We start from the raw sequence: 13,884 nt of genomic DNA on the forward strand, positions 1-13,884 counted from the left end.
GATCTTATTGGAGTACAACGATGTCAAGTCGCTATTATAAAAAAGAATTAAATGGACACACACTGTCACCAGAAACATTGATGATGAGTTATGGATATGATCCTGAACTATCCGAAGGGGCCATTAAACCTCCTGTTTTTCTAACCTCAACTTTTGTATTTAAAACAGCTCAGGAAGGAAAAGACTTTTTCAATATGGTTAGTGGGCGCACACCTACACCCGATAACCAAAAACAGGGGCTAGTCTATTCACGCTTCAATCATCCTAATAGTGAGATTGTTGAAGATAGGCTTGCCTTATATGAAGGTGCTGAAAGCGCTGCGCTCTTTTCGTCAGGCATGTCTGCAATTACAACGTGTTTGCTGGCATTTCTCAAACCTGGCGATGTGTTATTACATTCTCAGCCCCTGTATGGTGGCACAGAAACCTTATTTTTGAATACGCTAGCTCGATTTGGGATAACGCCAGTGGCATTCCAAAATGGGTGCGATGCGGAGTCTATTCGAGAGGTGATTAACGGTATCGATCCTGAAAAAAGGATTGCGGCGATTTATATCGAAACGCCGTCTAATCCATTAAATACGTTAGTTGGTATTCACTTACTTAGTGAGATAGCGCAAGAAATTGCTCAAACACGACAAAGTGAAAAACCGCTACTGATCTGTGATAACACGTTATTGGGACCTATATTTCAGAAGCCTTTAGCGCTGGGTGCCGATTTAAGTGTGTATTCACTCACTAAATATGTCGGCGGGCATTCGGATTTGGTCGCGGGGGGCGTCGTTGGACGCCGTGAATTACTTGATAAAGTGCGAGCACAACGCAATGCAATTGGCACTCAACTTGACCCTCATTCAAGTTGGATGATAGGACGTTCATTAGAAACGTTGCAATTAAGAATGGAAAAAGCCAATGACAATGCTCAGCAACTTGCTACTTTTTTACACCAGCATCCAAAAGTAAAAAAGGTGCATTACCCTGCGTTTCTGGCCGAGGAAAGTGCGGAGTATCAAGTTTACTCGGCGCAATGTTCGGGAGCCGGTTCAACGTTTTCTATCAATGTTGGGGATAATGAGGAAGATGCGTTTAACTTTCTGAACCACCTTGCGTTATTTAAATTAGCGGTGAGTTTAGGTGGCACGGAGTCGTTAGCATGCCATCCTGCTTCAACGACACATTCAGGTATTGCGGAATCTGTTCGTCGCTCCATTGGTATTGAGAGTAATTTAGTACGCTTATCTGTCGGTATTGAAAATGTGAATGACTTAAAAGAAGCATTATCACAGGCATTAGAGGCGATTTAAACGTAACGGCAGCAGAGGCTATTGGCCTCTGCTGAGATAGTGATGTTGCGCACTACAGCTGTGCGATCAGTTAACTCTAAATTGACTCGGTAATTCACTAAAGCCAAAGCCATTGGTTTTCTTCACGGTGATTTGAACTGGGATCCGCTCTTTCATCGCTTCGACATGGCTGATCACCCCAATTGTTTTTCCAGAGGCATTGAGACTTTCTAATGCATCTAACGCAATATCTAACGTTTCTGGATCGAGAGTACCAAAGCCTTCATCCAGAAATAACGATTCGAGTTGTGTTTTGCTACTCACCATATCAGAGAGCGCGAGTGCGAGCGCTAGGCTGACAAGGAAGCTTTCCCCACCTGAAAGCGTTTTAATATCTCTCACAGTATCAGCTTGCCAACCATCAATGACTTGTAACTCAAGATCAGCATTATGATTGCGCTTTAGCAAATAGCGGCCATGCAGTTTATCGAGTCGTAAATTAGCCAGTGAAATGAGACAGTCGAAGGTGAGCCCTTGAGCGTAACGACGGAACTTATCACCGTCAGCGGAACCAATAAGTTCGGTTAGATAGCCCCAATCATCGTAGCGAGATTGGCTGTCTGCAATTTCTTGCAGCAAACCTCGTTGTTGATGACGTTGTTGTCTATCAGCCTCAAGCTGACTGAAAATTTGCCCTTGTTGTTTATTGAGGTTTTTGATCTCTTCATCAAGTTTGGCTATCTCTTGTTGCCATTTTTCTGGGCTGGCCTCGGTAAATGTTTCAGGTTTCTGATTTAAATGTTCTGATAACGTTAGTTCACCTTCTGTATAGCGTGTTTGCGCCTGTAGTCGTGACTGCTCTAGCTTCTGTTGTAACTGTTCAAGTTGAAGTTTTTCATCAGAAGATAATAAGGCGCCTAAGAATTCTTGTTGTGTCGCGAATGGACTCATGGAGAGCGCAGTATCGAAAGCCTGTTGAGCGTTGGCTAATAGAGGCTGATTTTTAGTGATTGCGCCTTCAATTTCAGTTTGGCTACCTTTGAGCGATGCAATCGCTTTTTCACAGTGGCTGATTTGCTCTGTGAGCTGTTGCTTATGTTGAGTCAGTTTGTCTTGCTGTGCCTGAAGTTGGGCGACAAACGCTGTAATGGGCTGCCCATCTAATAATTGTTGGCGCATAGCTTGCTTTTGTTGTAGCGTTAATTTTAATTGTTGTAGCTGCTGGCAGGTGCTCTCTAGTCGTTTATTTAAATCAGCCTGTTGTGCCATTTGCGCTTGTAAGGTTGCTGCATTGACGGCAATTTTCTTTGCTATCTCTTGAGCTGCTTGTCTTTGTTGTTCATACCGTTGGCCTCGCTGTTCTAATACAGCAAAACGGTTATCAAAACTTTCGTTGATGGGCAGATCAAAGTCAGCCAGTGCAATGTGTAATTGCTGCTTTTGCTCATGTTGACGTTGCTGCTGTATGTTCAGCTCGGTTTGTGTTTCATCGATAAGTTGATGTAAGTGCTTAATACGTTCGATTACCAAGGCAAGTGCCGATTGCTGTTGTTTATTTAAAGACTGTTTTTCATGTAATTGATATTTTAGTTGTTGATATTTGCGTTCAAGGACAGCGAAATCCTGCAACAATTGTTGTTGTATGGCGAGTTGTTGCTGAAGCTCAGCAATGAATTGTTCAACAACAACATCTGTCATCTCTAATTGAGGCGCTAAGGCTTGTTGGCAAGCGGTTACCCATTGCTGATGTAAGTTGCCTTCTTGGGCAATTAATTGTTGTTGTGATCTTTGGTTCTCAGCTTGACGCTGGATTTCTTGTTGTTTCAGTGAATGCTGGGCCATCTGCGTTTGCTTTAACTCTTCTAATTGCTTGGTTAGCTCAGCTAATCGCTGTTCCGTTTGCGTCGGCGCAATGGCTTGATACTGTTCAATCGAAGGATGCTCAGTCGACCCGCACAAAGGACAAGGCTCGCCCGAGAGTAATTGCTGCCGTTCCTTTTCCAAACTGACGATTTTTTGTTCTAAGCGTAACCGTGCAGTCAAGTCTGCTAAATGTGGCTGAAGATGATTAATTTGTGTTTCAGTGAGTTGAATTTGTTGTTCAGCTTGAGAGATAGACTGAGTAATTTCATCTTGTTGGCTTTGTTTTTGCTTTAATTGTTTCTGTTGTTCCTGCCATTGCGATAATAATAAAGGCAATAGTTGGGCATGTTGCAATCTTGTTCGCAGCTGTTCTATTGCGTGATTAAGCTGCTCAACATCGTGTTTGTTCTGCCACGCTAAATAGTGTGCTTCAACTGCTTGATAGGTCATCGTCTCTTGTTCGAGCTGTTGTTGAGTTTGCGTATTTTGCTCAACTTGCTGCTGTTGCTCGGCGGACAAGGTTAACTGCTCTTGCGTTAAAGCTTGATGTTTTTGTTTTAATGCCAGTACGCGTTGATTTAACTCATCAATAGAGTGGCCTTGTTGGCGCCATAATCCAATTTGTTGCAGAATGCGGGCATCTTGTGCATTTTGTTCTAGGTAATGCTGAATGTGTTGTTGTTCTGTATTTGCCAGTTTAGCCTGCTGTTGGGCATCGGAAATTAAGGCCTGTTTTGAACGATATTCAGCTTGATCTTGTGCTTGTTGCTCTGAAACTTCCCTAATCTGCTGATGTAAATGAGCGATCTCATTGTCCAGAGGGCGAACTTGACTATCGATCAACAAGGTTTGTTGCTGCACGTAAGCTTGATGTTGCTTGTCTTTATCTTGTGCCTGCGTGAGCTGCATTTGCAACGGGGTGAGTTGTTGGTGTTGATGTTCGATATGCTGTAAAAGCTGGCGCTGTTTTTCAGTGAGTTCATTCAGGGATTGTTGTTGGCGCTCTAAATCTAGCCATAGCGGTCGCATACTCTCTGCTGGTAAGTTGTTTGCCAGTTTTTTTAGTTTAGGCTGTGCATCGTTGTAGGCTTGTTCTGCCTGTTGTTTTTCATATTGTAATTGGCTCAAACGCGCCGCTAATTGTTGCCGACGTTGCTGCCAATATAAGGCCTGTTGATATTGGGCGCGTGTATCATTTAGCTGGCTTTCTTGGCTAGCCAAATGCGTTTGCTGGGCGACGAATGCTTGATGTTCACTCTCGGTAAGTAAATGAATGCTTTGTGCGCGAGTTTTTAACAGCTCTAAATCATGTTTAACTTGCTTATGCTGACGGTAGATATAGCTGGACACTTGGCTATAAATCTCGGTTCCTGTGATCTCTTCTAATAAGTCAGCGCGTTCTTTTTCGCTAGCATTTAAGAAGGCGGCAAAATCACCCTGTGATAATAAGATCGATTTGGTAAAACGTTCAAAATCGAGTCCTGTCACCTGAATGATTTTTTCTCTTACCTCACTGATTTTCTCAGCAATAATTTTACCGTCATCGCTAGTTGCTAACTCCGCTTTTGGAGATTGCAGCTTACCTTCAGGTTTATTACCCGCTCGGCGTTGACTCCAAAATGCGCGATAAGCAATACCTTTTACTTCAAATTCAACCTCAGCCAAGCAGTCACCAGTATGACGTGTCATGAGTTCGTTTTGGCTGGCAGATAAAGTGCTCAAGCGAGGCGTTTGATGGTAGAGCGCCAAACAAATAGCATCCAGCAATGTTGTTTTGCCTGCCCCTGTTGGGCCAGTAATCGCAAACAGTCCCTGACTAGCAAACGGTTCTTGGGTAAAGTCTATTTTCCATTCGCCTTTAAGGGAGTTAATATTTTTTAAACGTAAGCTCAAGATTTTCATGCGTCTCCCTCTAATTCAGCGCGTAGTGCTTCGCAGGATTGCCTAAAGAGTAATAATAGGCGTTGTTCCTTCTCTTTATCGTCCAACGCTTCCTCTGCTAAACGACGTAAAAAAACCTCTTCTACAGTGAGCTCATTTAAGGTTTCATTAGCTATCGTCACAGACTGACCTTGTTGTTTACGCGCACGGCGTAATAAAACCACCTCAACAGGTAAATCCTTGACTAAGACCTCTATACGTTGTTGGATATCCGCAAGATAGTCTTGCGATGCGACTTCAATATCTAACCAAATAGGTGGGGTGTCAGGCGTATGTTTTAATGTCTTTAATTGCTTTTCAATGTCAGCAAGTGAGCCTTTTAATGTTTGTAGTGGCTGAAATAGAGGAATAGGGAGTTGACAAATTTGTGAGATTTGATGGCCGTCAAACTCCACCATACAGACACTTTTTTGTTGCTGAGCCTCATCAAAACTTAGAGCAATAGGAGAGCCAGAGTAACGGATATGTTGCTGTCCCCCAATCGTTTGTGGGCGGTGAATATGCCCTAATGCGATGTAATCAGCAGGAGGAAATGCGCCGGAAGGGAATGCATCCAAGCTACCAATATAGATATCGCGCACAGAATCGGACACTTCGGCGCCGACAACCGTTAGGTGGCCAGTGGCAATAATAGGGATATCTAATCCGAGTGATGCCCGTTGTTGTACTGCTAGTTGATAGCTATTTTGGTAATACTCGCTAATCGCGGTCTGTAGTGATAGCTGTTTTTCTTCGCTGCTTTGTCCTGCCACGCTCAATTGAATATCTCTTGGTCGTAGAAAAGGAATGGCACAAAGTAGTGCCCCAGGTTGGCCTTGTGCATTTTTTAAGGTGATCACCTGTGGATGGCTGCCAGAGGTGACAACCTGGGTATTTAAATACGCAAGCAACGAGCTGGTTTCGTTTAAGACCGAAACGGAATCATGATTACCACTCAGTATGACTAGCTGGCAGCCAGTTTGTTGGAGTGACACAACGAATTGGTTGTAAAGTTCTCTCGCATAGCTAGGCGGGGAGCCTGTGTCAAAAATATCTCCGGCAACGATCACGGCATTCACTTGGTATTGTTTAACTTGCTCAATCAGCCAAGTTAAAAAGTGTTGATGCTCAACAGCTCGGTTTTTGGTGAAAAAATATTGGCCAAGGTGCCAGTCGGAGGTATGAATGATACGCATAAGGGCTGATTCCTGCTGCTTGATAGAGTTGCGATGATGAGTATACCTTATTAGAGGTCGTTAATGGCAATATCAGAACAAATAGCGAATTGAGTGGGAAGAGGTGTTAGGCATATTGCCCAGTAGATGATGATGCCGTATGAAGATAAATCCATTCACGGCATTATGTATGACAAGTTTATTTCACTAAAATGACAATTTACCACTAATATAGAAAAGAGTCGTGTCATTGGATGACGGGATTCATAATTCTGTCATAAAAGTGACGCATAATGGTTTCACTTTTAATAATCTCTTCTTATTTACAGGATTAATCATGGCAAGACGCATTCTAGTTGTTGAAGATGAAGCGCCCATCCGAGAAATGGTTTGTTTTGTACTGGAGCAGAATGGTTTTCAGTCTATTGAAGCTGATGATTATGATTCCGCGATTGCGCAGTTGGTTGACCCATTACCTGACCTAGTTCTATTGGATTGGATGATCCCTGGCGGATCCGGTATTCAAGTGATTAAGCACATGAAACGTGACAGTGATACTCGCGATGTTCCTGTGATGATGCTAACAGCAAGGGGAGAAGAAGAAGATCGCGTAAAGGGATTGGAAGTTGGTGCAGATGACTATCTAATCAAGCCTTTTTCGCCTAAAGAGTTAGTCGCGCGAGTAAAAGCCATTTTACGCCGTATTTCGCCAATGGCGACTGAAGATATTATTGAAATGAATGGGTTAACACTCGACCCAACGTCTCACCGCGTTAGCAGTAACGATGTGCCTATTGATATGGGGCCAACGGAATATAAATTATTGCATTTCTTTATGACTCACCCCGAACGCGTATATAGCCGTGAACAGTTACTTAATTATGTGTGGGGGGCGAATGTGTATGTTGAAGATAGAACGGTTGATGTTCATATTCGTCGTCTCAGAAAAGCATTAGAGACGGAAGGACATGATAAAATGGTTCAAACGGTTCGTGGCACTGGCTATCGCTTTTCAGTGCGCTACTGAGAAATAACAGGAGATTCCAGTTTGCTTGAACGCTTATCATGGAAGCAGCTAGTTTGGGGGCTGTTTTTATTTATCTTACCAGCCTTAATATTGTCTATTTTCATCGGCCATCTAGCATGGCTTTTAGTGATTTCATTGGCGGCGGCCTTAATTTGGCATAGCTATAACCTGATGAAGCTTTCATATTGGTTATGGCTTGATCGCAGTATGCTTCCACCTGATGGCAAAGGGGGATGGGAACCCATATTTTATGGCATCTACCAACTTCAACAACGAAACCGTAAACGCCGTCGTGAATTAGGCCAATTGATTAAACGCTTTCGCAGTGGGGCAGAGTCTTTACCGGATGCGGTTGTGATGATGACTCTTGAAGGTAACATTTTTTGGTGTAATCGGCATGCCCAGCACCTATTAGGTTTTCGTTGGCCGGAAGATAGCGGGCAACCTATTTTTAATTTATTGCGCTATCCTGACTTTAGTCGGTATTTCACGTTACAAAATTATGAACAAGCGTTAACGATAGAGTTAAACAGTGGCGCTATTGTCGAATTTCGTATCTTGCCTTATAGCGAAGACCAGCTCCTAATGGTGGCTCGTGATGTCACTGAAAAGCGTCGCTTAGAAAAATCGCGTAGAGATTTCTTTGCGAACGTTAGTCATGAGCTACGGACACCGTTGACAGTCATTCAAGGGTATCTTGAAGTATTGGAAGACCAAGAAAATACTTCTCCGGCAAATAAAAAAGCCTTGATGGTGATGCAAGAGCAAGCACATCGGATGGATAATTTAGTGAAACAATTACTGCAATTATCTCGTATTGAAGTCGCGCCTCATATCAATTTAGATGAACAAGTGAATATTCCGGTCATTTTAAAAATGATAGAGCAGGAGGCGATAAGTTTAAGCCAAGGCCGACAGCAATTGGTATTTTCAGTGGATGAAAAGTTACGTGTTTATGGTAATGAAGAGCAATTACGTAGTGCAGTAGCGAACCTTGTCTATAATGCCATTATGCACACACCGGAAGGGACGACAATTCGTGTAGGTTGGCAAAAAACACATAATGGCGCGCGCTTTAGTGTGACAGATAATGGTGCAGGGATCCCCGCAGAGCATATTCCTCGCTTAACGGAACGTTTTTATCGTGTTGATAAAGCGAGGTCTCGCCAAACTGGTGGGGGGACGGGGTTAGGTCTTGCTATCGTTAAGCATGCTTTGCAGCATCATAACAGCCAGTTAGTGATAACCAGTCAGTTAGGCAAGGGGAGTGAATTCTCATTTACCTTACCGCCAGTGTTAATTGTCGTAGATAAAAAGGCGAATAAAACAGCATAAAGAGGTCATGATTACCCGACTAAAAGCGGCATACAGCCGCTTGAGGTTGTTGACAAAGTGGGATAAAAACGTAGTTTTTTCCGCTTTGTGTTATCAGCCGAAAATCAATAAATTGATTTCCTCGTTTATTTTCAAAACCTACTCGACTTGTCGCCAAACATCATAGGTTTGTCAGCCGTCTGAAGCGGCATACAGCCGCTTTTACTGTTCTTGTACTCTAGAAAGCCAGTCTTTATATATTAGGCGTTCTTTCGGTATATGAGGCAATGTTTCTATATTCCATTGATTTATATTAAAAACATACTCAATTACTACAGAAATGCCTATTTTTATCTAGCAATCTCGAATTAGATATCATTAAACTCGAAGGAGAGTTGAGTGTTTATTGGTTGTTTTTTATTCAAATCATATAGCGCATATTGTTACTTTACTGACAGTAATCACTAGTTATAAAAAATACTTTAGAGTTTTATTCTTGTTTTTCGCTTTGCTCTTGCCTTTTTTCCCTATAAAAGTTTTACTTGTAGCCAGTTATTGGCGATTTTTTCTGTTTTTTGATTTTTAATCTTGCCTGATGTGATAAAACATACAGATTGTATTGTTTATCATCTTGTTAATTAGAATTCTATACCGCCACTTATAATTCAAAGAGTTACTTATTAGTGACTCTATATTTATTAACATTGTTACATAGATTCAACATAAAATATGGCTCATCGTTTAACATCCAGAGATATTCTTGCTTTAGGTTTTATGACCTTTGCGCTTTTTGTGGGGGCTGGAAATATCATATTTCCGCCTATGGTTGGTTTACAAGCAGGTGAACAAGTTTGGACGGCTGCATTAGGGTTCCTTGTTACAGGTGTCGGTCTCCCCGTTTTAACGGTCGTGGCATTAGCCAAAGTTGGAGGGGGCATTGAGGCACTGAGTACTCCAGTAGGAAAAACAGCAGGCTTATTGCTAGCGGTTGTCGCTTACCTCTCTGTGGGACCTTTATTTGCCACGCCACGTACTGCTACAGTGTCTTATAAAGTGGGTATTGCACCATTATTGGGTGGTGAATCTGACATCTCATTATTGATTTACAGCGCAATTTACTTTGTTTTAGTTATTGGTATTTCACTGTATCCAGGCAAGTTATTAGATAGTGTTGGGCATATATTGGCACCGGTCAAAATGCTTGCTTTGGCCATTTTAGGGGTTGCGGCAGTATTGTGGCCAGCGGGTCAACCAATACCATCAACGGATGAATATCGAGAGATGGCATTTTCGAATGGTTTCATTAACGGTTATCTAACGATGGACACATTGGGTGCAATGGTGTTCGGTATCGTTATCGTTAATGCAGCCCGTTCACGCGGCATTGAGAATTCGTCGTTGTTGACGCGCTATACCATGTGGGCAGGTTTGATTGCGGGTCTATTGTTGACACTGGTTTATCTATCCCTATTTAAATTGGGCGAAAATAGCGCTTCTATTATCCCAAACCCACAGGATGGTGCGGATATTTTGCATGCCTATGTTCAGTATACATTTGGTAATTACGGTAGCTTTTTCCTTGCGGTACTGATTTTTGTTGCCTGTATGGTGACTGCTGTTGGGCTGACTTGTGCTTGCGCAGAGTTCTTTAGTCGATATGTCCCCATTTCTTATCGCACATTAGTACTCATACTGGGGGTGTTTTCCATGGTGGTCTCTAACCTTGGTTTGAGTAAATTGATTGCCTTTTCAGTGCCTGTGCTTGTCGCGATTTATCCTCCATGTATTGTTTTGATCTTACTCAGCTTCACATTGAAATGGTGGCGTAATCCAAGTGTGGTCATTGCTCCTACGATGTTAACCAGTTTTATTGTTGGGTTAGTGGGGGCTGCCAAAGCTTCTGAGCATTTGAAAACCTATATTCCTGATTGGATGACGGCTATCCCACTATATCAGCAAGATTTAGCGTGGCTGTTGCCCTCTGTGATTGTGTTAGCTGTCGCGGCAGTGTGTGACCGAATGATTGAGCCAAGTAAGGCGCATAAACCTGTTTAATGACGAAAGGATTCACAGTAAAAAGGAGCCATTAGGCTCCTTTTTACTGTTAAATATAAGCTATTGGTAAAATTGATTTACACGTCAGTTATTTCATCATATTCCCCATGAATACCGTATGTTGAGAACTGAAGCTGTGTTGGTTGAGGAATATTCGCTGTTGATTTTGTTGAGGCGCAAGGCGTTAGATGATTGAGCTGTTCTTGGGTGACCTCTAAAGCGCACTGCTTAATTTCATGAAGATTGAACACCTTACCGTTTTCAAATTCTGTCATCACATGGTTGATAATGTTATTACCAAGGGTTGTGATGATGGTATTGATCTCTTTTGTCATACTTTGTGCGTTTTCACGCTTTTGGCTTTCTGTGAGCCCTTGTGTATTAAAATCGATGGTTTTAATCGCCTTATTATATGAATTCATTGCGACATGATATGCGGTGTAGGGAGAACTATCTTTTAAATTAATATGTTCATCGGTTAATTCAAATTTGGTTATCACCGCATCTAACACTTTACTTTTTATTTGTTCGATTTCTACGGGTGTCAGCGTAATGGCCGTAGATTGGTGATTGGCTCTCCATTCTTCAATCGTAGCGCACACTGCTGTATTGATAGTCCTAGCTATAGCGAGTGATCTTTCCAGCTGAGCATGTTGCTGACGTCCTTCTTCCATCAGGATTTGAACGATTTGGTTGTTTGATTGATATCGCGAATGAATTTTTCCTTCTTGATGACTCTTCGGTTGTTTTAAGTGTGAGAGTATATCCATCATTCTAAGGGTTCTTTGCGGGTGTTTAAGTCTATCTAATTTATTGACACTTTTAAGTTGTGCCTTAAGTTCACGTCTAACACCTTTTATTAATTCGGTATTGCTATGCTGTTGATAATCAGTCAGTAATTTTTCTTTATTAAAATGAATAAAACGGCCATTTAATGGGAATGTATAAGATTCATTTGTATTGCTGATACTGTCAACGTGGTTGGGTTGTAATCTCTGAGGGGATGAGTCTGCTGAACTTTTCGTTGAGCGAGTATTATGATTAGTGAAAACAAGGGCGGAAGGAGCCTCGTTTTTTGGAAATGTGTTGATCATAATAATTCCTTTGTTAATTGTATATTTATGTAATTATATGAAACGCTGAATAAGCGTCTTTCAAAAAAAGAGACACGTTCCTCTTGGAAGATGAATCAATAGCCGCAAAGGGATGTTCTGATCTCTAATATTAAAAAGCGGGATGGCTCCCGCTTGAGGTTGTTGACAAAGTGGGATAAAAGCGTGGTTTTTCCCACTTTGTGTTATCAGCCGAAAATCAATAAATTGATTTTCCTCGTTTATTTTCAATAACCTATTCGACTTGCTGCCAAACATAATAGGTTTGGCAGCAGTCTAAAGCGGGATGGCTCCCGCTTTTTTGGGGCAGATTAATTCACGCCAACAGCACTTCCTGCTGGACGGCGAACATCGTTGGAACCGTAAATATAGCCTTGGCGAACTTTACCTGAGACGGCTGCGTCATTACCTGAGGAGTCTGTTTTAGCGCCTTTCGCATCCGGCACAGGCACCATAATTAGCTCAGCAGCTCCCCATGGCGTTTGTTCAACCATTTTATAGCCCATTTTATCGAGTAAGGCTAAGCTATCTTTAGATACTCCTCGTTCTTCATAGTAAACCTCGTCTGGTAACCATTGATGATGAATACGTGGTGCATTAACGGCTTCTTGAGGAGGCATGCCATGGTCGATAATGTTCAATGCAGTTTGTAATGTGATGGATATGATCCGTGAGCCGCCAGGCGAGCCAAGCACAAGGTATACATTGCCATCTTTCGTCACGATGGTTGGACTCATTGATGACAATGGTCGTTTACCCGGAGCAATCGAATTTCTTTCCCCTTGGACTAATCCATACAGATTTTTTTCACCGACTTTAGTCGTGAAATCATCCATTTCATCATTTAAGAAGAAGCCCGTACCCGGTGGGATGACTACAGAACCGAAGCGACCATTAATGGTATAAGTCGTGGATACCGCATTGCCTTTATCATCGACCACAGAGTAGTGAGTGGTTTCAGGTTTTTCGTGAGGCCCGACACCCGGCTGCACTTGTGTTGATGGTGTCGCTTGACCTGGTTTGATCTCTTTGCGTAGCTCGTCAGCGTAGGCTTTACTTAACAATTTATCCGTTGGATTCTTAACGAAGGCAGGGTCGCCTAAGAAGGTATTTCTATCCATATAGGCATGGCGCATCGCTTCAGTTAGTGTATGGATATATTCTGCCGAGTTAAAACCCATTTCTTTGAGGTCATAGCCTTCTAAGATGTTGAGCGTTTGGCAAATCGTCACTCCCCCTGAGCTTGGTGGCGGTGCTGAAATGAACTTATAGCCGCGATAGGTACAGCTAACAGGGGTGGTATCGGTGATTGTATAATTAGCGAAATCTTTAGCGGTGAGTATTCCGCCGTTCTTTTTCGATGCTTCCTCAACAATTTTCGGGATCTCTCCTTCATAAAAGGCGCTAGGGCCTTCTTTAGCAATTTTTTCGAGGGTATTTGCTAGGTCAGTTTGAACGAGCAAATCACCGGGTTGGAAAGGGCTACCATCCGGTTTTAAAAAGATACGCGCGACTTCAGGGTCCTGCTTAAATCGTTCAGTGGTTGTATCGAGAACATCGGTATCCGCCCGTGTTAAAACAAAGCCCTCTCGGGCTAATTTAATGGCGGGTGCCATCACTTGCTGGCGGCTCATTGAACCGTATTTTTCGAGCGCGTAATCAAGCCCTTTTACTGTTCCGGGGACGCCAGATGCTAAGTAACCGTAAAGACTTGCGCCTTCTATTAAGTTGCCATTGTTATCTAAGTACATATTGGCGCTAGCCGCATCAGGGGCAGTTTCACGGAAATTGATAAAAATATCTTTACCATCAGCAAGGTGGAGAGTCATAAAACCGCCTCCACCAATATTACCGCAGCATGGGTTTACGACCGCTTGAGCGTAACCTACAGCCACGGCAGCATCGACAGCATTCCCACCTGAATTAAGAATATCAGCGCCAATTTGAGAGGCTAAGTGCTGGGAAGATACCACCATTCCTTTTTTGGCTTCCACTGCTGGCTCTGAGGCTGCAAACAGCTGAGGTGAGATAAGTAGCGAAAGTAATAAGGCAGAAGGGCGCCATGATGTTTTTATCATTCGTATCTCCCGATAATTAAAATAGTATAGGGTTATTATGATGTTGTGTGACACAAA

General features: G+C 42.6%; 8 protein-coding genes. 4 read left to right on the top strand and 4 right to left on the bottom strand.

Annotated elements, in window-relative coordinates:
- Positions 1-20: 20 nt before the first annotated feature.
- A complete protein-coding gene (locus tag ACWPW6_RS03410) occupies positions 21-1,304 on the top strand; it encodes a cystathionine gamma-synthase family protein (protein ID WP_196713796.1) in 1,284 nt (427 codons plus the stop codon).
- A gap of 66 nt (positions 1,305-1,370) precedes the next feature.
- On the opposite strand, the gene ACWPW6_RS03415 is transcribed toward ACWPW6_RS03410, so the two are convergent.
- Both ACWPW6_RS03415 and sbcD read right to left on the bottom strand, forming a co-directional pair.
- The gene (locus tag ACWPW6_RS03415; protein WP_249999871.1) at positions 1,371-5,048 is read right to left on the bottom strand and encodes an AAA family ATPase; all 3,678 of its coding nucleotides are present in this window, start codon (positions 5,046-5,048) and stop codon (positions 1,371-1,373) included.
- Complete coding sequence (sbcD, locus tag ACWPW6_RS03420; RefSeq protein WP_154624271.1) at positions 5,045-6,262, bottom strand: exonuclease subunit SbcD; 1,218 nt, start codon at positions 6,260-6,262, stop codon at positions 5,045-5,047. The genes ACWPW6_RS03415 and sbcD overlap by 4 nt, the downstream gene beginning before the upstream one ends.
- 316 nt (positions 6,263-6,578) lie before the next feature.
- On the opposite strand from sbcD, the gene phoB reads away from it, so the two are divergent.
- The 3 genes from phoB (at position 6,579) to brnQ (ending at position 10,637) form a co-directional block, all read left to right on the top strand.
- Positions 6,579-7,268, top strand: coding sequence for a phosphate regulon transcriptional regulator PhoB (gene phoB / locus ACWPW6_RS03425; RefSeq protein WP_154624270.1), 690 nt, complete (start codon positions 6,579-6,581; stop codon positions 7,266-7,268).
- A 21-nt stretch (positions 7,269-7,289) separates the two neighbouring features.
- Positions 7,290-8,603 (top strand): phosphate regulon sensor histidine kinase PhoR, encoded by a 1,314-nt coding sequence (gene phoR / locus ACWPW6_RS03430; RefSeq protein ID WP_154624269.1) that lies wholly within the window; start codon positions 7,290-7,292, stop codon positions 8,601-8,603.
- A 708-nt stretch (positions 8,604-9,311) separates the two neighbouring features.
- The gene (gene brnQ, locus ACWPW6_RS03435) at positions 9,312-10,637 is read left to right on the top strand and encodes a branched-chain amino acid transport system II carrier protein (RefSeq protein WP_154624268.1); all 1,326 of its coding nucleotides are present in this window, start codon (positions 9,312-9,314) and stop codon (positions 10,635-10,637) included.
- A 77-nt stretch (positions 10,638-10,714) separates the two neighbouring features.
- Here the strand turns inward: brnQ and ACWPW6_RS03440 are convergent, their stop codons facing one another.
- Positions 10,715-11,731, bottom strand: coding sequence for a hypothetical protein (locus tag ACWPW6_RS03440; RefSeq protein WP_257759917.1), 1,017 nt, complete (start codon positions 11,729-11,731; stop codon positions 10,715-10,717).
- Positions 11,732-12,060: 329 nt separating this feature from the next.
- Positions 12,061-13,827: a gamma-glutamyltransferase gene (gene ggt, locus ACWPW6_RS03445; RefSeq protein WP_154624266.1), complete on the bottom strand. Its 1,767-nt coding sequence runs from the start codon at positions 13,825-13,827 to the stop codon at positions 12,061-12,063.
- Between the last annotated feature and the right edge of the window lie 57 nt (positions 13,828-13,884).

Source organism: Providencia sp. Marseille-Q8014 (assembly GCF_965112055.1).

Excerpts from the sequence above, each read along its gene's own strand:
- ACWPW6_RS03410 (WP_196713796.1), top strand. The coding sequence starts at position 21 with ATGTCAAGTCGCTATTATAAAAAAGAATTAAATGGACACACACTGTCA.
- ACWPW6_RS03415 (WP_249999871.1), bottom strand. The coding sequence starts at position 5,048 with ATGAAAATCTTGAGCTTACGTTTAAAAAATATTAACTCCCTTAAAGGC.
- sbcD (WP_154624271.1), bottom strand. The coding sequence starts at position 6,262 with ATGCGTATCATTCATACCTCCGACTGGCACCTTGGCCAATATTTTTTC.
- phoB (WP_154624270.1), top strand. The coding sequence starts at position 6,579 with ATGGCAAGACGCATTCTAGTTGTTGAAGATGAAGCGCCCATCCGAGAA.
- brnQ (WP_154624268.1), top strand. The coding sequence starts at position 9,312 with ATGGCTCATCGTTTAACATCCAGAGATATTCTTGCTTTAGGTTTTATG.
- ACWPW6_RS03440 (WP_257759917.1), bottom strand. The coding sequence starts at position 11,731 with ATGATCAACACATTTCCAAAAAACGAGGCTCCTTCCGCCCTTGTTTTC.
- ggt (WP_154624266.1), bottom strand. The coding sequence starts at position 13,827 with ATGATAAAAACATCATGGCGCCCTTCTGCCTTATTACTTTCGCTACTT.